At 34.2% G+C, this 20728-nt stretch carries 19 protein-coding genes; 14 read left to right on the forward strand and 5 right to left on the reverse strand.

Going from position 1 to position 20728, the window contains the following annotated elements; all coding sequences use genetic code 11:
• The 10 genes from ACJAZK_RS04450 to ACJAZK_RS04495 all read left to right on the forward strand — a co-directional run.
• Positions 1-807: T9SS type A sorting domain-containing protein (locus tag ACJAZK_RS04450; protein WP_415222807.1), on the forward strand; the 807-nt coding region annotated here is incomplete at its 5' end.
• 515 nt (positions 808-1322) lie between these two features.
• On the forward strand, positions 1323-2861 hold the full coding sequence (locus ACJAZK_RS04455; protein WP_415222808.1) for a YifB family Mg chelatase-like AAA ATPase: 1539 nt from the start codon (positions 1323-1325) through the stop codon (positions 2859-2861).
• Between the two features lie 40 nt (positions 2862-2901).
• Entirely contained in the window at positions 2902-4020 is a 1119-nt protein-coding gene (locus ACJAZK_RS04460; RefSeq protein WP_415222809.1) for a DUF2891 domain-containing protein, read from the forward strand.
• Positions 4013-5224, forward strand: coding sequence for an Nramp family divalent metal transporter (locus ACJAZK_RS04465; protein ID WP_415222810.1), 1212 nt, complete (start codon positions 4013-4015; stop codon positions 5222-5224). Before ACJAZK_RS04460 ends, ACJAZK_RS04465 begins: the two co-directional genes overlap by 8 nt.
• Positions 5225-5233: 9 nt before the next feature.
• A complete protein-coding gene (gene pxpA / locus ACJAZK_RS04470; RefSeq protein WP_415222811.1) occupies positions 5234-5986 on the forward strand; it encodes a 5-oxoprolinase subunit PxpA in 753 nt (250 codons plus the stop codon).
• On the forward strand, positions 5940-6707 hold the full coding sequence (gene pxpB, locus ACJAZK_RS04475) for a 5-oxoprolinase subunit PxpB (RefSeq protein ID WP_415222812.1): 768 nt from the start codon (positions 5940-5942) through the stop codon (positions 6705-6707). Before pxpA ends, pxpB begins: the two co-directional genes overlap by 47 nt.
• Positions 6688-7569, forward strand: coding sequence for a biotin-dependent carboxyltransferase family protein (locus tag ACJAZK_RS04480; protein ID WP_415222813.1), 882 nt, complete (start codon positions 6688-6690; stop codon positions 7567-7569). The genes pxpB and ACJAZK_RS04480 overlap by 20 nt, the downstream gene beginning before the upstream one ends.
• A 91-nt stretch (positions 7570-7660) precedes the next feature.
• Positions 7661-8182, forward strand: a complete 522-nt coding sequence (locus ACJAZK_RS04485) for a hypothetical protein (RefSeq protein WP_415222814.1) — start codon at positions 7661-7663, stop codon at positions 8180-8182.
• Between the two features lie 13 nt (positions 8183-8195).
• On the forward strand, positions 8196-8906 hold the full coding sequence (locus tag ACJAZK_RS04490) for a hypothetical protein (RefSeq protein WP_415222815.1): 711 nt from the start codon (positions 8196-8198) through the stop codon (positions 8904-8906).
• Complete coding sequence (locus ACJAZK_RS04495) at positions 8858-9676, forward strand: sensor histidine kinase (protein ID WP_415222816.1); 819 nt, start codon at positions 8858-8860, stop codon at positions 9674-9676. The genes ACJAZK_RS04490 and ACJAZK_RS04495 overlap by 49 nt, the downstream gene beginning before the upstream one ends.
• 9 nt (positions 9677-9685) lie before the next feature.
• On the opposite strand, the gene ACJAZK_RS04500 is transcribed toward ACJAZK_RS04495, so the two are convergent.
• From ACJAZK_RS04500 to ACJAZK_RS04515, 4 genes are all read right to left on the reverse strand, one after another.
• Positions 9686-10387, reverse strand: a complete 702-nt coding sequence (locus tag ACJAZK_RS04500) for an RluA family pseudouridine synthase (RefSeq protein WP_415222817.1) — start codon at positions 10385-10387, stop codon at positions 9686-9688.
• A 148-nt stretch (positions 10388-10535) separates the two neighbouring features.
• Positions 10536-11354: a 3-methyl-2-oxobutanoate hydroxymethyltransferase gene (gene panB / locus ACJAZK_RS04505; RefSeq protein ID WP_028871194.1), complete on the reverse strand. Its 819-nt coding sequence runs from the start codon at positions 11352-11354 to the stop codon at positions 10536-10538.
• 624 nt (positions 11355-11978) lie between these two features.
• Positions 11979-13403 (reverse strand): L-serine ammonia-lyase, encoded by a 1425-nt coding sequence (locus tag ACJAZK_RS04510; protein WP_415222818.1) that lies wholly within the window; start codon positions 13401-13403, stop codon positions 11979-11981.
• A gap of 140 nt (positions 13404-13543) precedes the next feature.
• Positions 13544-14047 carry a hypothetical protein gene (locus tag ACJAZK_RS04515; RefSeq protein WP_415222819.1) on the reverse strand — a complete coding sequence of 168 codons (504 nt, stop codon included), beginning with the start codon at positions 14045-14047 and terminating at the stop codon, positions 13544-13546.
• Between the two features lie 292 nt (positions 14048-14339).
• On the opposite strand from ACJAZK_RS04515, the gene dnaK reads away from it, so the two are divergent.
• Complete coding sequence (gene dnaK / locus ACJAZK_RS04520; RefSeq protein ID WP_415222820.1) at positions 14340-16244, forward strand: molecular chaperone DnaK; 1905 nt, start codon at positions 14340-14342, stop codon at positions 16242-16244.
• 111 nt (positions 16245-16355) lie between these two features.
• Here dnaK and ACJAZK_RS04525 read toward each other — a convergent pair whose 3' ends face one another.
• Positions 16356-17255 (reverse strand): Brp/Blh family beta-carotene 15,15'-dioxygenase, encoded by a 900-nt coding sequence (locus ACJAZK_RS04525; RefSeq protein ID WP_415222821.1) that lies wholly within the window; start codon positions 17253-17255, stop codon positions 16356-16358.
• 112 nt (positions 17256-17367) lie between these two features.
• Between ACJAZK_RS04525 and ACJAZK_RS04530 the strand changes: the two genes are divergently transcribed.
• From ACJAZK_RS04530 to ACJAZK_RS04540, 3 genes are all read left to right on the forward strand, one after another.
• Complete coding sequence (locus tag ACJAZK_RS04530; protein WP_415222822.1) at positions 17368-18099, forward strand: bacteriorhodopsin-like; 732 nt, start codon at positions 17368-17370, stop codon at positions 18097-18099.
• Positions 18100-18246: 147 nt separating this feature from the next.
• Positions 18247-19476 (forward strand): class I SAM-dependent rRNA methyltransferase, encoded by a 1230-nt coding sequence (locus ACJAZK_RS04535; protein WP_415222823.1) that lies wholly within the window; start codon positions 18247-18249, stop codon positions 19474-19476.
• A gap of 110 nt (positions 19477-19586) precedes the next feature.
• The gene (locus ACJAZK_RS04540) at positions 19587-20534 is read left to right on the forward strand and encodes an NAD(P)H-dependent flavin oxidoreductase (RefSeq protein ID WP_415222824.1); all 948 of its coding nucleotides are present in this window, start codon (positions 19587-19589) and stop codon (positions 20532-20534) included.
• The last annotated feature ends 194 nt before the right edge of the window (positions 20535-20728 follow it).

Here is a 20728-nt window from a genome sequence, read left to right on the forward strand (position 1 = left end):
GCTTTAGGGGATTCAGCAGATGAAGGAGGCGTATGGAGTTTGTTAGCAGATGGGGATTATCTGTATTCTTTTGAAGCAACAGAGGATTGTCCTGGATCATCAGCATACGTGAAAGTGTATTATTATGGAGTCACTGAAGACATTGTTGAAGATGTCACAGTTTGCGAAGGAGCTGATTACACATGGTTATTAAATCATATGACTTATGCTGTATCAGATTCACCAGTAGTTTTAGACTTAACAGATGCTAATGGATGTGTTTACACAGCAACATTAACAATCACAGAAACTCCGGGATTACATGCAGGAGAAAATTCAGAAGTGACAGTATGTGCAGGAGTAATACCAACATATGAAGAGTTATTTGCAGCTTTAGGGGATTCAGCAGATGAAGGAGGCGTATGGAGTTTGTTAGCAGATGGGGATTATCTGTATTCTTTTGAAGCAACAGAGGATTGTCCTGGATCATCAGCATACGTGAAAGTGTATTATTATGATTCAACTGAAGCTTCTTGTAATCAAGGTAATGCAGCTAGTCAATCTATAAAAGTTTATCCTGTTCCGGCAGCTAGTAATACAAGTGTTAGTATAGAATTAGATTTAGTAAATCCAGATAATTATTTAGGTGATATTGAAGTGGTTTTATACGATACTAGAGGAAGAATGATTCATAATCCTAGATTCTATCAAGTAATTTCCGGAAATAACGTGATAACTTATAAACTTGGAAATATGGAAGAAGGTACTTATATAATGATAATAAATGGTGATAGTTGGTCAACTACAAAACGATTGATTATAAAATAAAAACATTAGAAGTATTTTTTAAAAAGAGGAACCGTAATTAAATTAATTACGGTTTTTTTTTGATTATGTGAAGCAGAAGTTTAAATAGTGATATCAATATTTAATTTAATTGAGATTGAACTTAAATACTGTTTTCTAAAACAACTATATCTTTAGATATTAAGGCTTTAAGAGAATTTAATATTTTTACATTGAGAGTTCTGGTAATATTAGTTTTAATGAAATGATGTTTTATGATGACATTAGCTATGAATTTGACCTTTGAGACAAGAATGATCAAATTTTAAATGAAGTGACTTCAATACTTCAATGTTGTGACTAATAGTTATTTTAGGTGCAATTAATGCTATGACAGTACTTTCTAATGCATTATAAATGTTGTTGATAAAAAATACTAACACAGAACTAGTAATTATTTAATTACTTTTAATACAGCAAAAGACCTTTCAAGATTATATTTTGAAAGGTTTTTTTATTGCAATACGTTTGCCTACATTTAAGCAAACCAACTAATCATGCTTAAAAAAGTTTTTGGAAGTGCTGTTTTTGGTGTCGAGGCAACAACAATTACCGTTGAGGTTAACGTAGATTCAGGAATTGGTTACCATCTCGTAGGTCTTCCTGATAACGCGATAAAAGAAAGTAATTTTCGAATCGCTGCAGCACTTCAAAATAACGGTTATAAAATCCCAGGAAAGAAGATCATTATCAATATGTCGCCAGCCGATTTACGCAAAGAAGGATCGTCATATGATCTTACGTTAGCAATCGGAATATTAGTGGCTACAAACCAAATTAAAGGTGATGATGTCGATAAATATCTCATTATGGGCGAATTGTCTCTCGACGGAAATTTACAAGCTATGAGGGGTGCTCTTCCTATTGCAGTAAAAGCTAAAGAAGAAGGTTTTAAAGGCTTTATCCTCCCAAAACAAAATGCTAAAGAAGCAGCCATTGTGGATGGATTAGAAGTTTTTGGTGTCGATAATATTTCACAAGTTATTAACTTTTTTGATCTTGGAGAACCTTTAGAGCAAACGATCATAAATACAAGAGAAGAATTTTATAAAAATCTAGATTTCCCTGAGTTTGATTTTAGTGACGTCAAAGGTCAAGAAAGTATTAAGCGCTGCATGGAGATAGCAGCTGCAGGAGGTCATAATGTTATTTTGATTGGTCCACCAGGAGCGGGAAAAACAATGTTAGCAAAACGATTACCTAGTATTTTGCCGCCAATGACTTTACAAGAAGCTTTAGAGACGACGAAGATACATTCTGTTGTTGGTAGAGTTCAAGAACACACAGGATTGATGGCTCAGAGGCCTTTTAGGAGTCCTCATCATACGATTTCAAATGTTGCTTTAGTTGGAGGTGGTAGTTATCCGCAACCAGGAGAGATCTCTTTGTCTCACAACGGAGTTTTGTTCTTAGATGAACTTCCAGAATTTAAACGTGAAGTTTTAGAAGTGATGCGGCAGCCATTAGAAGACCGCGAAGTCACGATTTCTAGAGCAAAGTTCACCGTAACGTATCCATCGTCATTTATGTTGGTAGCAAGTATGAATCCCAGTCCTAGTGGTTATTTTAATGATCCTAATGCACCTGTGACCTCTTCTCCAGCAGAAATGCAACGCTACTTAAGTAAAATCTCTGGACCGTTATTAGATCGCATTGATATTCATATAGAAGTCACGCCTGTGCCTTTTGAGAAATTGGCAGATGAGCGTAAAGGAGAGACCTCAGTAGACATAAGAAAACGAGTAACAGCGGCGCGAGAGATACAGACAGAACGTTTTAAGGCATCTGATAAAGTACATTATAACGCGCAAATGAATACCAAATTCTTGCGACAACACTGTAAGTTGGACGAGGCATCAATGCAGCTTTTAAAAACGGCAATGGAACGTTTAAATTTATCTGCTAGAGCTTATGATAGGATTTTGAAAGTATCAAGAACGATTGCTGATTTGGAAGGCGTAGAAGTAATTAATGGTTCTCATTTGTCTGAAGCCATACAGTATAGGAGTATGGATCGTGAAGGTTGGTTAGGATAAAATCCAAATATGGTATAATTTAAAATGCTAAATTTATAACATGAAATATATCTACTCACTCAGTTTAGCTTTGTTGACTTTAAGCTGTAACTCTTACGAAGAAAAGAAAAAAATAAATACTCAACAAGAAGTTGAAGTAGATCAGGTTAAAATACCGACAATCAATTTAGAAGAAGCAAATAGATTATCACAATTGCCTATTCATTGCATTCAAAATGAGTATCCAAATAAACTCAATCAAACTATCGGTAGTGAAGATGATTTAAAGTCGCCTAAAGACTTGCATCCTGCGTTTTATGGATGTTTTGATTGGCATTCTGCGGTTCACGGACATTGGAGTTTAGTGCGTTTATTGAGGCAATATCCAGAGCTTGACAACGCAAAAGATATTAAAAGAATGCTGCTTGAAAACTTATCACAAGAGCATATTAAAGCAGAAGTCGATTATTTCTTCGGAACATATAACACAACCTACGAGCGCACTTACGGTTGGGCTTGGTTACTGAAATTAACGGAAGAACTCCATAAGTGGAATGATCCTATTTCTAAAGAGTTAGAATCTAACTTGCAACCGCTGACCGATTTAATCGTAGAGAAATACATAGAGTTTTTGCCAAAGTTAAATTATCCAATCCGAGTAGGAGAGCATCCTAACACCGCTTTCGGACTCTCATTTGCCTACGATTACGCGAAAACTTTAGGGAATGAACAGTTGCAATCACTCATAGAGCAACGGGCAAGAGATTTTTATGAGACTGATGCTAGTTGTCCCTTGAGTTGGGAGCCTAGCGGGTTTGATTTTCTGTCACCTTGTTTTGAAGAAGCTGCGTTGATGAAGCGTGTGCTGCCAAAAGATGGCTTTAAAAAGTGGCTCAGTGATTTCCTTCCACAGTTAAAAGATAAAAATTTTACTTTAGAAACGGGTAAAGTAAGTGATAGAAGTGATGGGAAGCTAGTGCATCTGGATGGTGTGAACTTTTCTAGAGCATGGAGTTTAAATGAAATCGCAAAAGGTTTGCCAGAATATAAGCATCTTAAAAACATTGCAAATCAGCATATTAACTATTCATTACCTAGTGTTGTCGGTGATAGCTATGAAGGTGGCCATTGGTTAGGTAGTTTTGCTATTTATGCTCTAAACTCAATAGATCGTGATTAAAAACTGGTTTAAAAATATAGGACCGGGACCTTTGGTTGCAGCAGCGTTCATTGGTCCAGGAACTGTTGCGGTTTGCACCATTGCGGGTGTGACACATGGCTTTACCTTGCTTTGGGCAATGTTATTGTCTATTGTAGCAACCATTGTGTTGCAGGAAATGTCTGCGCGACTAGGGATTGTCTCTCAAAAGGGATTATCGGAAGTGATTAGAACGGAAATTTCTAACCCGTTTTTTAAAGCCTTGGCTATTGTACTGATTCTGTCTGCTATTGTTGTTGGCAATGCTGCCTATGAAGCAGGAAACATTAGTGGAGGTGTTTTAGGTTTAGAGACCTTAACGGAAAACACAAGTGGTTCTGGTGCTCTGTGGAGTCTTGTAATAGGTGGTGTTGCCTTTGTTTTATTGTTTATAGGGAATTATAAAGTGTTGGAAAAAGCATTGATCATATTAGTTGTTTTGATGAGTTTGGCGTTCCTGATTACAGCGATATTGACAAAACCAGATCTCGCATTAGTATTTAAAGGTTTGTTGACTCCAGATTTCTCTAATGATACTATACTAACGGTGATTGCATTGGTGGGAACAACGGTTGTGCCTTATAATTTGTTTTTACATGCGTCTTTGGTGAAAGAAAAATGGAAAAACGTATCTGATTTAAGATATGCGCGAAAAGATACGGTCATTGCTGTTGTTTTAGGGGGTATTGTGTCTATGTGCATCATTATTTCGGCAGCTGCAATTAAAGAGGGTCAAGTGACTAACGCAGCAGATTTAGCGAAAGGATTAGAGCCTCTTTTTGGTAATTATGCTAAATATTTTCTATCTATTGGTCTATTTGCTGCAGGGATAACAAGCGCCATTACAGCGCCTTTGGCAGCTGCATACGTGGCAACGGGTTGCCTAGGCTGGAGTTCAAATATGAAATCTTTAAATTTTAGATTGGTTTGGATGCTTATTTTAGGTTTAGGTGTTTTATTTTCATCAATTGGTTTTAAATCGATTGAGATCATCAAATTTGCTCAAATAGCAAATGGGCTGTTATTACCCTTAATTGCTGGATTCTTACTTTGGATAATGAATAAATCATCTATTCTTGGGGCTTATAAAAATTCCGTGTTTCAGAATATTTTAGGGTTTATTATCCTGGGAGTAGCACTGTTTTTAGGTGCTAAGAGTATTCTGAAAGTATTCGAATTATTATAAAACACATCAATGAAAACTATAGATATCAATTGTGATTTAGGTGAAGGTATTGGGAACGAATCTGTTTTGATGCCTTTGCTTTCGTCATGTAACATAGCTTGCGGTGGACATGCAGGAGATTTGAGTACGATGAGTCACGTTGTCGAATTAGCTAAAACTTATAACGTGAAAGTTGGAGCGCATCCTTCATTTCCAGATAAAAAGAACTTCGGGAGATTGATTCTGAACATGTCTTCAAATGATCTATTCGATACTTTAAAATTCCAAATCGAAAGTTTACAATCAATAGTAGAAGCGCAACAATTAAAATTGCATCACATAAAACCGCATGGTGCTTTGTATAACTTGGCTTCAGTTGATGTCGCTGCAGCTACGACGGTTATAAATGTTATTAAAAGTATAGATAGGGATTTGGTGTTGTATGTGCCTTTTGGGTCTGTTATTTCAAAGATAGCTCAGCAAGACGGATTGAAAGTGATGTTTGAAGGATTTGCAGACCGTAATTACAATGAAGACTTAACTTTGGTGTCTAGAACAGAGCCTAATGCTATGATTTATGATCCATTTAAGATGTTTGCACATGTTTATAATATGATTTCCCACGGAAAAGTAACAACGAGTAATGGTGTTGAGGTAGCCTTAAAAGTAGATACATTTTGTATGCATGGAGACGGAAATAATGTAGCAGAGAATTTGCGATTTTTACTAAAAAATCTTGCAACTAAAAGTATACAAATTAACGCGTTTAACTATGGATTTTGAATTGACATATCGGCGCTTCTCAGAACGTTCTATTTTGGTAGAATGGCCACAAGAAATCCATGAAGATATTCTAGAAGATATGCTTTTTTATAAAAACTCAATTTTAAATTTTAGCGATAAATCAATAGTTCAAGTAAATAGTGCATACTGCTCAATGTTAATTATATACGAATCAACTATTGATAACATCAATGACGAGTTTTTAAGTTTAAAGCGACACTATCTAAAACGAAATATTACAAAAAAAATGAAATCTAAATTATTCAAAATTCCTGTATGTTATGATGAAGAATTCGGTTTGGATTTAAAAGCTATTTCCGAGGGAAAAAAGATCGCGATTTCTGAACTTATTAGACAACACTCTGAACCTGTTTATACTGTTTTTTTTATTGGGTTCTTACCAGGCTTTTTATATTTAGGAGGCTTGAATAAAGGACTCCATTTTCCTAGGAAAAAGTGTCCGAGATTACAAATCAAAAAAGGAGCTGTCGCCATTGGTGGAGAACAAACAGGCATCTATCCTAATGAAAGTCCAGGGGGTTGGAATATTATTGGTAATTCTCCCATTGCTTTATTTCTTCCAAAGAAAAAAGAACCTTGTTTTGCAAAACCTGGTGATCAAATAAAATTTATACCGATTTCTAAAACAGAATATAATGCTGTAGCCCAAAAGATTGAACAAGGGACATATATAATAGAAAGTGAGGTCATTGATGGTTGAGGTTTTGAAAACAGGTTTGTATGATACGATACAAGATTTAGGAAGACTTGCGAGTCAAGAGTTTGGTGTGCCAATTTCTGGAGTTATGGATCGCTATTCTGCAGCTTTAGCGAATTCTATTTTAGGAAACCCAAGCAATGCAGCAGTTATTGAGAGCGTTGTTATGGGGCCTCATTTGAAATTTAAAAGTAATACTGTAATTTGTGTTTCTGGAGCGGAAATGAACGTTACTTTAAATGCTAAAAGATTAAAAAATAATGTGATGTATTCAGTAAATACAGGAGATGTTTTAAAGTTTAATAAACTGAGCAATGGTTGTCGTTCGTATTTAGCTGTATTTGGAGGTTTTCAAACTGAAGTGCAAATGGGAAGTCGAAGCATGTATAAAGACGTTACCAGAAATTATATATTGAATACAGGTGATGTGATATCAATTTTGGATCGTTCTGAAACTAAAATAGTTTCAAAAAGACGAAAGAGTAGATTGTTTTCATCGATAAAAAGCAATCAAAGTCATTTTGAAGCTTCTGAACTTGAGGTTTTTAGAGGGCCAGAATTTGAAAATCTGGATAGTAGACAGCAAAATAAATTATTTAATACCGCTTTTTTGATTTCTAAGGATAGTAATCGAATGGCTTATCAATTTGATCAAAATATAGAAAACTCATTAAAAGGTATGATTACATCTGTAGTGTTACCGGGAACTGTGCAGTTAACACCTTCGGGAAAGCTTATTGTTTTGATGAGAGATTGTCAAATTACAGGTGGCTATCCAAGAATTTTACAACTTACAGAAAATGCTGTAAATAAGCTGGCACAGAAGATTTCTGGTAGCAATATTACGTTTAAAAGTATAATATAGTAAGAATAAACCCGGGTTTTAACATGATTTCTAGATTTGTATAGAGATTTTCAATACATTAGAGGTGTAATTAATTCAAACCAATCAAATTATGAAAAAATTAGTACTACTTATTTTAGGTTTTATTTTAGGTGCGTTAGCCATGTATTTTTATTGTCAAAAAGACAAAGGAGTATTACACGGTACAGATCCTTTGGTGCCAAAAGGTATTATTACGCCAACTCAAATTAAAACCTTAACACAAGCTTATAATGCGAGATATGACTCCATAAATGCCACTGTTTTTAGAGGTGTGCAAGGTGGTGATAATAGGTCATCCTGGTATTCTTTAGATGATGTACGTAATTATTTAGACAGTGCAGAAAAACAAGCCACAAGTTTAAAATACACTATGGATGGAGTGCGTTTATATTTAGGAGCTGAGCCAATAGTAGGCAGTACGCCAGGTTATACCACCTTATTATTTGTACCTACTGGAACACCAGTAACCTCTGAAGGATATATGTTTAACTTTGCTATTCAAAAAGGCGGCGGAAGTCCTGATATTCCTGGAGGGAATGGATTGGATCGTGGTACTCAAGGAGATCCACCTTCTGCTAATTACCCTCAATAAGAAATAGTATCTTGTGATAGATTTTTTTTTATACTACGATAATATTATTACAGATATCTTTGAAATAATAGCGGCTATTTTTGGTAGCTATTATATTTCAAAAGTTAATAATTCTGTTCTAAAAATATTTGTGTATTATCTTTGGCTTACTGTATTTGTTGAGATTGTAAGTGCTTACACATATTTATTTTTGAATAATTATGATTTAGATTGGTACATTGAATTAAAAAATGGGGTATTCTGCTCGAATATTTGGCTTTATAATATTTATGATTTTTTAAGCATTGGCATTATAGGTTTGTTTTATTCAAATTTAATGACATCAAAAGTATTCCAAAACAGTATTCGATTGATTTTTAGTGCCTATGCTTTATTTGCATTTGCCTTTTTTACGTTTACAGATGGATTTTTCGTTAAATCATTGCCTTATGCTTTTATAGTTGGAACTGGATCTATTTGTATTTATGTGATATTTTATTTTATTGAATTAATGAAAAGCGAAGAAATACTTAGCTTTTATAAATTACCTTCATTTTATATTAGTATTGCGCTACTAATATGGAATTTATGTGTGACTCCTCTTTTTATCTTCAATTCGTATTTTGATTCAATGAATTTAAAGTTTGTCGAGTTTAGAAGTCAATTTTTATTAATCATAAACATTTTTACATACTTATGTTTTGCATTCGGTTTTTGGTATTCGCTCAAGAAGAGCAAGCAATAAATGAAGAACAAATAGCATTAATAGCCTATGTTATTTTTGCTGTCTTCTTGCTTTCTGTGATGGTGATTCTGTTTTTCGTAACTTTTCAAATTCGAAAGAATAAAATCCATTTAGATCAAATAAATCAACAAAAAGCCTTCGATGAAGAAATTTCTCGTTCACAAACTGAAATTCAAGAGCAAGCGCTAAAACACATTGGTTGGGAGCTTCACGATAATGTTGGACAGTTACTCGCCTATGCTAATATGCAGCTCAATGCTTTAGCTGCTAAAGTTCCTGAAGACATGAAGAGTAAAGTTGATGAGGCCACACAAATTGTAAAACAAAGTTTAACTGAGGTAAGGTCGCTTTCAAAATCTCTAAATAATGATGTGTTATCAAACATGGGATTAGAGGCTTCAATTGCTAATGAAATTGAACGACTAAAGCGTATGAAATTCTCTTCTTCAGAATTGGAAGTACATGGAACACAAAGAGATCTCAATGATAAAAAGCATGATATCATTATTTTTAGGATTATGCAGGAGTTTTTCTCTAATTCTGTGAAATATTCTGAAGCAGATGAAATTAAAGTTATTTTAGACTACCAAATAAATCAATTAGTAGTCACAATATTAGATAATGGTAATGGATTTGATATTGATTCTGCTGAAAAAGGATCTGGGCTTATAAATATGAAAAGTAGAGCAGCGCTTATTGCAGCCCTATTTAATCTAGAATCAAAAATTGGTGAAGGCGTAAAGTTAACGCTTACTTATCCTTTTGCTTAGAACAATAGATTAAGCGTCACAAGCTTTCCAAATAGGGTCGTCTGGTAATGCGGCTTTGACATCAATATTGTCGTTAGAAACAGGATGCGTAAACTGTAATCTTCTAGCGTGTAAGCTGATGCTAGCATCTTTGTTACTTCGGTCAAACCCATACTTTAAATCCCCTTTTATTGGAGATCCTATGTTTGATAACTGACTCCTAATTTGGTGATGTCTTCCAGTTTCTAATTCGACTTCTAGTAAGAAATAATTATCTAAAGTTTTTATAGTTTTATAATGTAAAACAGCCTTTTTGCTGTCCGTGATTTCTTTAGGATATGCAGCCGATTTATTGTTTTTAGGGTTTTTCTTTAACCAATTAACTAAAGTGTCTTGAGATTTCTCAGGAGCATTTTTTACAATGGCCCAATAGGTCTTATGAGCTTTTCGTTCTGCAAATAATTTATTGAGCCTGGGTAAAGCTTTACTGGTTTTTGAGAATAAGACAATGCCTGTTGTAGGTCTATCTAATCTGTGCACTACTCCTAAATATATATTACCAGGTTTATTGTATTTCTCTTTGATATATTCCTTAACAACGTCGCTTAGTGGCTTATCTCCAGTTTTATCACTTTGTACAATGTCACCAGCACGTTTGTTCACGATGATAATATGATTATCTTCATAAATGACTTGGAGGTTATCTTTGTTGGAGTGGATTTTTTCTGCCACGAATACACGAATTTTTTGTTTATTGTTGTTTGCTGAAAACGGCGATTTCTTTTATGCGTTTGAGAGCTACTGAAAATTGAAACTACACTTTTAAGCGTTTGAGTCAACTGAAAACTGTTGACTGCACACTGCGACTAATTATAGCAAACTAATATTGCTCTTTATCACTAGGGAAATCAACCGCTTTCACATCATGAACGTATTGACCAATAGCCTTTGTCATGTCTTCATATAAGTTCATATAACGACGTAAAAAACGCGGATTGAACTCATGGGTCATTCCTATCATATCGTGGAGCACAAGGACTTGTCCGTCAACGCCAGCTCCAGCGCCAATTCCAATTACAGGAATAGAGACACTTTGTGCTACTTCGGTTGCTAGTTTTGCAGGTATTTTTTCTAATACAATTCCAAAACAACCTGCTCTTTCGAGCATTAAAGCATCTTCTTTGAGTTGTTGTGCTTCTTGATCTTCTTTTGCACGAACAGTGTATGTTCCAAATTTATAGATGGATTGAGGTGTTAATCCTAAATGACCCATAACAGGGATTCCAGCGTTTAGAATTCGTTTTATAGATTCTTTAACTTCTCTACCGCCTTCCATTTTTACAGCGTGACCTCCAGATTCTTTCATGATCCGTATCGCCGAGCGTAAGGCTTCTTTGGGGTCACTTTGGTAGCTTCCAAAAGGAAGGTCTACAACAATTAAAGCGCGTTCACTAGCTCTTACTACAGACGATGCATGATAAATCATTTGATCTAATGTAATCGGAAGTGTCGTTTCATGTCCTGCCATAACGTTACTTGCAGAATCACCGACCAATATGACATCAATACCCGCGCCATCAACAATTTTTGCCATGGTATAATCATAGGCAGTTAGCATTGATATTTTCTCGTTATTTTGTTTCATATCAATAAGAGATTTTACGGTAACTCTCTTGTAATCTTTTTTTGCTACAGACATGTGATGTTATTTAGTTATTCGTAAAAATACAGAGATTTCTTATATTATATTTATTCTTAAGCTCAAAAACTATTAAATTTATAATCTAATGGAAATTCTAGAACTTTTAAAATTGTCATTCCCCTTAAATTCAAGTCATAATAGTATATTCAAAATTCTTCAGAAGAAAAAACAATCGAACATTTAAGACTCTAATTAGAGTATGATTTCTATTCTCAAATAGTCATAATATCAAATTAAATACAAAATCTAGTTCCTCCTTTCGTTTTGGAAGGGAGGATAATTCATCAAAGCTGCATTAGTAGTGTTGAAGTCCAACAGTGCATCATTCGCCGTTTTCAAAGATAAAAACGAAATACTTTTTAACCCTTCCGTCTTTGATTTCTTTGCTAAAATTAAATCCACCTTCCCTTGAAAAAAGGGAAGGGATTTAGTTTTTGATTGTTGTATTAAAATTTCAACTTATTTGATGCTCCTCCTTTTTTCAAGGAGGGGTTGATTCACTCTCAGAAAAGAGAAAGAAGAAGAGCTATTTATGATAGACTATTAATTTATTTTTAGATAATTGTAGCTTAATTAAAGATAAGAATTCATAAAAGTAAGCTTTATGTCTTTAAAAGAAAATCAACAATCAGTCATATTCACTCTAACAGCTAAACCACCTTCACTAGTTTCTTTATACTTCGTATTCATATCCTTTGCAGTTTCCCACATGGTTTCAACCACTTTATCTAAAGGAACCTTTACATTTTTAGGATCTGTGTCTAAAGCTAGCTCACACGCATTAATTGCTTTTATCGCTCCCATAGCATTGCGTTCTATACATGGTATTTGAACCAATCCGCCAATAGGGTCACAGGTCATACCTAAATGATGTTCCATTGCAATTTCGGCAGCAATTAAAACCTGTTCTGGTGTTCCGCCAGAGAGTTCACATAGTGCTCCGGCTGCCATTGCAGAGGAGACTCCAATTTCGGCTTGACAACCACCCATGGCAGCACTAATTGTTGCGCCTTTTTTAAAGATACTTCCTATTTCTCCTGCAACGAGTAAAAAACGTTTGATATCTTCAAAATTGGCATCGTGATTTTCTATAACTAAATAATACATTAATACGGATGGTATCACGCCAGCACTGCCATTTGTAGGTGCAGTGACAACACGACCAAGAGACGCATTAACTTCATTAACAGCTAATGCAAAACAACTTACCCATTTAAGGATTTGTCTGAATTTAACTTCAGTACCTCTAATAGAATACAACCATTCTACCGGATTAGTATAAGCAATTTCACCCTTTAACTTTTGATGCATGTCATAAGCACGACGTCTTACGTTAAGTCCACCGGGAAGACTACCTTCAGTATGACAACCTACATACATACATTCTAACATGGTGTCCCAAATGCGTTGAATTTCAGAATCTATAGTTTCAATTGGACGTATAGATTTTTCGTTTTCTAAAACCACTCCAGAAATCGGGAGCTTTAACTGTTCGCAAAATTTTAATAGTTGTACACCGTTTTCCACGGGATAAGGAAATGTGCAATAAAATATAATTTTATTTTTTTTAGAAATTTTTCGTTCTTCTTGTACCACAAATCCGCCACCAATAGAATAGTAGGTAGACTTATAGCGTCTTCCATTAATATGAGCAGTGAAGATCATAGCATTAGAATGAAAGGGTAAAAACTTTTTATTGAATATAATATCTGTTTTTATATCTAATTCAATAGGTCTCTCGTTATTAAATAAAAGTGTTTTGGTGTTTTTTATGGATGCAATTATAATATCTATAGATTCAACCGGGATATATTCTGGATCAGCACCACTCAAGCCAAGTAAAAGTGCGTAGTCTGTAGCGTGACCTTTTCCTGTTAATGACAATGAACCATAGAGGTCAATTGTGATTTTTTCAACTTTATCAAATTTCTTTGTGACTTTAAGTTCTTCAATCCAACGTTCTGCAGCGCGCCAAGGTCCCAATGTATGAGAACTAGATGGGCCAACACCAATTTTAAGCATGTCAAATATAGAAATACACTCCATTTGCGAAACTGTTTTAGTGGGTCAAATATATCAAATAGTATGTCCAAACTTTCAATTTTTTTGAAAATAAAAAAAGCACTTTCAAGTTGTTGAAAGTGCTTTAGTTTTAGTTAAACAATATGTATCCTAAACGGTATGGATTATCTCAATTCGAAATCTTCAATAGCATAGGCTTGCATGATTACATCTAGATTAGAAAGGTCTAATCCGTCAACATTGTCTGCAGGAATAACGACAACTCTAAATGCTTGATTTTGAGTCCATACATTATCCAACGTATTGAAATCTATTGTTCCATCTAAGAAGATTCGTACATCTTGTTGCGTGAAATCATAATTATAGACTAAAATCCCATCATCAAAATATTCAGTTTGTGTCAATAATCGCCAAATTGGCTCACCATTATCGGTTTCCCATTCGATATAAACCAAAGTCACATCTGAAGGGAACACTTCAAAACCATAAGGTTCTGTAAACTGGTAATCTTCATCTTCATTAAAATCTATTACAATTTCAAAGGCTGAGGCTACGAAAATGCCACCATCTTGCCCATCAAATCCGTCAAACCCTGGAGTTCCTTGGTCTCCTGTACAAGCAGTTAGTAACAAAGCAAATACTGATGTAAATAATATAATACGTTTCATATGTTAATAGTTTAAGATTATTAATTTAGGTTCACATGGTAGATCCTTATGAACATTTCTTTTTATAAATATGTTTATATTTCTGGTAATAAATATTTCAAAACGTTAGGTTTTACTCTATTATTATCAAAACTAATACCAAAGTAAACTATTATTAGAATAATTTAGAAAAACAATTCTGACATCATGTCACATTTTTTGTCATGGCATAATCCTTGACATATGAATGCTGAGAATAAAATCAACATAACGTTTCCGATGTAAAGGAAATATTTAAAACAAATATAATATTATGAGTAAAATTATTGGAATCGATTTAGGAACAACAAACTCTTGCGTTTCTGTAATGGAAGGGAATGAACCAGTTGTAATCCCAAACGCTGAAGGTAAAAGAACAACACCTTCAGTCATTGCCTTTGTAGAAGGTGGTGAAATTAAGGTTGGTGACCCAGCAAAAAGACAAGCAGTAACAAACCCAACTAAAACAGTTTATTCTATTAAACGTTTTATGGGTAACAAGTATTCTGAATCTAAAAAAGAAGCAGAACGAGTACCTTACAAAGTGGTAAAAGGTGATAACGATACTCCAAGAGTAGATATTGATGGTCGTTTATACACACCACAAGAATTATCGGCAATGATCCTTCAAAAAATGAAGAAAACTGCCGAAGACTATTTAGGAACAACCGTAACTGAAGCAGTTATTACTGTACCAGCTTATTTCAACGATTCTCAACGTCAAGCGACTAAAGAAGCGGGAGAGATTGCGGGTTTGAAAGTTCGTAGAATTATCAACGAGCCTACAGCAGCAGCATTAGCTTATGGTATGGATAAAAAAGGTGTTGACCAAAAAATCGTTGTTTTCGATTTTGGTGGAGGAACACATGATGTCTCTATCTTAGAATTAGGTGATGGTGTATTTGAAGTTTTGTCTACAGATGGTGATACACATTTAGGTGGTGACGATGTTGATCAAAAAATTATTGATTGGTTAGCAGATGAATTTAACGGAGAAGAGTCTATTGACTTGCGTAAAGACCCAATGGCTTTACAACGTTTAAAAGAAGCTGCAGAAAAAGCTAAGATTGAATTATCATCTTCTGCACAAACAGAAATTAACTTACCTTATGTTACCGCTACTGCATCAGGACCAAAGCACTTGGTACGCACATTAACTCGTTCTAAATTTGAGCAGTTAATTGATGATTTAGTAAAACGTACGATTGAGCCATGTGCCTCAGCTTTAAAAGCAGCAGGTTTATCAAAAAGTGATATTGACGAGATTATTTTAGTAGGAGGATCAACTCGTATCCCAGTAGTACAGGCTGAGGTAGAGAAGTTCTTCGGAAAAGCGCCAAGTAAAGGAGTTAATCCTGATGAGGTTGTATCTTTAGGTGCTGGAATCCAAGGAGGTGTATTATCAGGTGACGTAAAAGATGTTCTTTTGTTAGATGTTACTCCATTATCTCTTGGTATTGAAACTATGGGTAATGTATTGACTAAGTTGATTGAAGCGAATACTACGATTCCTACTAAGAAATCACAAGTATTCTCAACAGCAGCAGATAATCAACCATCGGTAGAAATCCATGTATTACAAGGAGAGCGTCCAATGGCAGCAGATAACAATACAATTGGTCGTTTCCATTTAGATGGTATTCCACCATCCCAAAGAGGAACACCTCAAATTGAAGTAACTTTTGATATTGATGCCAATGGTATTATCAAGGTGTCTGCAACAGATAAAGCAACAAACAAAACTCAAGATATTCGTATCGAAGCATCTTCTGGTTTAACAGAAGAGGAAATTGCTAAAATGAAGCAGGAAGCAGAACTTAATGCAGATGCAGATGCTAAAGCAGTAGAAAATGCTACGAAACTAAACGAAGCAGATGCTATGATTTTCCAAACAGAAAATCAGTTAAAAGAATTTGGTGATAAATTATCAGACGATAAGAAAAAACCAATTGAAGAAGCACTTGAAGAGTTGAAGAAAGCTTACGAAATTAAAGATATTGTTTTAATAGCACCTGCTTTAGAGAAAATCAACGAAGCTTGGAAAGTTGCAAGTGAAGAAATGTATAAGGCACAAGCAGATACTCAAGGCGCACCAGAAAGTGGATCAACAGATGCTGGAACTGAAGCATCAAAGGAAAGTAGTGATGTTGAAGACGTGGATTTTGAGGAGGTAAAATAAGTAGAGAATGAAAATTTACTTTTGTGAATTTTGAGTGAATTACTAATCCCAAATTTATTATGGGATCTCACAAACATATAATTACTTAACATTTGGAAAAAAACGCAATCATTAATTTGGTTGCGTTTTTTTATTGGCAAACATCTTATTTATTACCAAAGCATGCGGAAATGTTATGGCAGCAAGAAATGAGAAAAATATGGCGTAAAATAGCTTCTCATCTTTAAAAATAAGATATACAATACTTATTCCTATTAACGATATTATCCAATACGGGAAGGCCTTTTTTAAATAACTAAACATATTTCCCTTATTAAAATCTCCATAGATATAATTGATTTGCTCATAAAGCGAAGGGATACTGTGCCAAAAAATAAAATAAATTGTAAAACCCCAAATTAAAGTAGATACCTTAAAGATTATTGTGAAAATTAGGAGATGAAACAATTCCTTTAAAAATACTATTTTGAATTGTGACGATTTGTAATAAAGGAGTATAGAGATTAATGCAAAAGCAATGAGATTACTAATAAAAGAATATAAAACTACAGCATATGTAACCGTGTAACTAGTAATAGATGTTATGATTTCTATCACCTCTGAGGTATTCAAAATAAATAATATTTGGAGCACTAATAAACCGTAAATAAAATAAAAACAGTTTCTTAATTTATTTGAAACATCGAGCCTTTTGTGTTCCCAGTGTTGTTCTCCAAAATGGAAGGCACTAAAAAGCACAAATAAGAATACAGCAAATAAAGGAATTAGATAAAATACGATAACAGCTGCAGAAACGGTCAATAAATAAATCCCTAATACTTTTAAAAATGAATATTTCGCTTTTGAATTTGAAATAGAATCAATAAGTAATATGTCATTTGCCCCATGCAAAATACCGAATGAAAATATCAAAATAAACCCCATAAAAATCTCAATCTCCCCTGAGAATATGGAGGTTACCCATAAACCAACGAAACTTAATAATATTGATAGATTGTGAATTTTACCCATACTTCCATGCAATGTTAGTAATTAATTGACAAATATTTTGTTAAAAAAGCATAATACTTGTTTAATGTTTTGTAAATTTGCTTAAACAGTAAAATAATCTAAACTAACTTTTATGAAAACAATGTTATTATTAATCGATGTTACTACAAAAATGGACCCTACGGATTACATAGGATTTACATTTTTTGTTGGCTGTATGGCTATGATGGCTGCTTCAGCTTTTTTCTTTTTATCACTTAGTCAATTTGATAGGAAATGGAGAACTTCAGTTCTAGTTTCAGGACTAATTACATTTATTGCAGCAGTTCACTATTTCTACATGAGAGATTACTGGGCAGTTAACATGGAGTCGCCTACATTTTTTAGATATGTAGATTGGATTTTAACAGTGCCATTAATGTGTGTAGAATTTTATTTAATTCTTAAAGTTGCAGGTGCTAAACCATCTTTAATGTGGAAACTAATTGGATTATCTGTAGTAATGTTAGTTACAGGTTACTTTGGTGAAGCAGTTTATCCTGGACAAGCAGCACTTTGGGGAGGAATTTCTGGACTAGCTTATTTCGTAATTGTTTATGAAATATGGCTTGGTAGTGCCAAAAAATTAGCTGTTGCAGCAGGAGGAGAAGTTTTAAAAGCTCACAAAATATTATGCTGGTTCGTATTAGTTGGATGGGCAATTTACCCTCTAGGTTATATGTTAGGTACTGATGGATGGTATACTAGTATTTTAGGAACTGGTGGTGTAGATGTTGCTTACAACATTGCAGATGCAATTAACAAAATTGGATTTGGACTAGTTATTTATACGTTAGCAGTAAAAAGCCAAGACGTGAAAGCTTAATTAGCATTAATAATTTTATTAAAAGCGTGATCTTATAGGTCACGCTTTTTTTGTTTACCATTTGTCTATCTATTTTAGAGTGTATTAAATAGAACATTCTTCAGAAAAAGAAAGTATTTTGCAACCTTGTAACTAATAAAAGATATAATGCTCTTTTCCTCATCCCTAGATAATCCTTATCAACCTAAACGCTTGGCCATAAAACTCACTGCAAAAGGTGAAAATTATGTACAACAAGGTCATCCTTGGGTGTTTTCAGAGAGTATTGTTAAAATTAATTCAGATGCCAAATCAGGTGATTTAGCAATTATCTTCGGAAAGCGTAAAAACGGAATGATTGGTATAGGATTATACGATGCAGATTCGCCAATTAGAATTAAAGTAATCTATAGTGACGAAAAGCCGATACAAATAGATGATGCTTTCTTTCTTCGGAAAATTGAAAAGGCATACCAAAAACGCCTCCCATTACTAAAGACAGAGACGACAAGCTACCGATTAATTTTTGGTGAAAACGATGAATTTCCATCACTAATTGCAGATGTTTATGACGTGGTTTTAGTCGTAAAATTATATTCTGAAATCTGGTTGCCTTATCTTAAAACTGTTTTAGAAAGTTTGATTAGGACGTCAGGTTGCGAAACGGTGGTGATACGTTTGAGTCGTAGTTTGCAGCAATCAAGCTCTCATAACTTGAAAGATGGAGAAGTCGTTTATGGAATACTTCACAATGAAGTCGTACAGTTTATAGAACACGGTGTCAACTTTTCAGCAAATGTGATTAAAGGTCATAAAACGGGTTACTTCTTAGATCACAGAGATAATAGAAAGCAAGTTGGCCTTTTGAGTAAAAACAAAACTGTTTTAGATGTGTTTTCTTATGCTGGCGGATTTTCAGTTCATGCCTTGGCTAATGGAGCAAAAGAAGTGACGAGTTTAGATATTAGTTCCCAAGCATTAGAGATCGCAGTTCAAAATGGTAAATTAAATAATTATAATGGGATCCATTTTACTTTGGCTGGTGATGCATTTAAAATATTGGAGCAGCTCATTTTAGAAAAACAGAAATTTGACGTGGTTGTTATTGATCCTCCAAGTTTTGCCAAACAACAAACTGAAATTCAACTCGCTAAAAAGAAATATGCACAGTTGGCTAGGTTAGGAGAGAAATTAACGGCTAGAGATGGCTTATTAGTTTTAGCATCCTGTTCATCTAGAGTGACGTCTACAGCATTTTATGATATTAATGAACACGCTTTAATAGTTGCCAAACGTTCATTTTCCGTAGAACAAAAAACACAACATGATATAGATCATCCCATTGGTTTCCCAGAAGGTGCTTACTTAAAATGTGGCTATTACAGGTTTCAAGACTAACAGTCTGTTATGCATGCATAATAATTTATTATATTTACATGTTGATTTTAATAATAGCAGAACTACAGCTAATTTGATGTAGTTGAAATGCGAATAATTAAACTTATAATATGACTACAAGACTCACACAAATGCTCAATATTAAATATCCAATTATTCAAGCACCAATGTTTTTGGTGTCTAATGTTGCTATGGTGACAGAAGCAATGAAAGGAGGAATAGCAGGTTGTATTCCTGCACTTAACTACAGAACACTTGATGAATTAAGAGCTGCAATACGTGAATTGAAAGCAAATAAGGTTGAAGGTGGGGCTTTTGGATTTAATCTCATTGTTAATAAATCAAATATTAAATATCAAGGACAGTTAGAAGTAATCTGTGAAGAGGGTTGTGATTTTTTAATTACGTCTCTAGGTAGTCCAGAAGAAACTATAAATCAGGCGCATGCAGTTGGTATTAAAGTGTTTTGTGATGTTACAGATTTACATTTTGCCAAAAAGGTAGAACAATTGGGAGCTGATGCTGCAATAGCTGTAAATAATGAAGCTGGTGGTCACAGAGGAAATCTTACACCAGAGGAATTAACAAGTTTATTGAGTAAAGAGTTAACTATTCCTGTGATTTCAGCAGGAGGTGTTGGTTGTAAAGCAGATATTGATAGAATGTTGAGTTATGGCGCCGAAGGTGTTAGTGTTGGTAGTCCGTTTATAGCTTCAATAGAAGCAGGCGTGACTGACGAATATAAACAAGCTTGCGTTGATTATGGCGCAGAAGATATTATTATGACAGAGCGTATTTCTGGCACGCCTTGTACCGTTATAAACACACCGTATGTCAAAAAAATAGGAACAAAAGCAACGTGGCTTGAAACCATGCTTAACAAAAATAAGAAGCTTAAAAAATGGGTTAAAATGGTGCGATTTTCAATAGGTATGAAAGCGACTGAGAACGCTGCCAAAAAAGCAACTTACAAAACGGTTTGGGTTGCGGGACCGAGTATAGCGCATACTAAAGAAATTCTTCCCGTTAAAGATATTGTAGCTAAATTAGTACATTAGTCTAATGCAAAATTTTAGTGTTGTGGCTAATTATGTTAAAAATTTTAATTCTGTAGTCTTTAATTATAGTTAAATAAAATTAATTTAGTAATAGAATACATATTTAAAACATAATAATGTGAAAATTACTGATACTTTGTTTAGTACTGCTCTGTTATAACTGCAGTAATGACGATGATATTCAACCTGTTAAT

The sequence above is a fragment of the Psychroserpens sp. genome (assembly GCF_047633235.1).
GTDB lineage: Bacteria > Bacteroidota > Bacteroidia > Flavobacteriales > Flavobacteriaceae > Psychroserpens.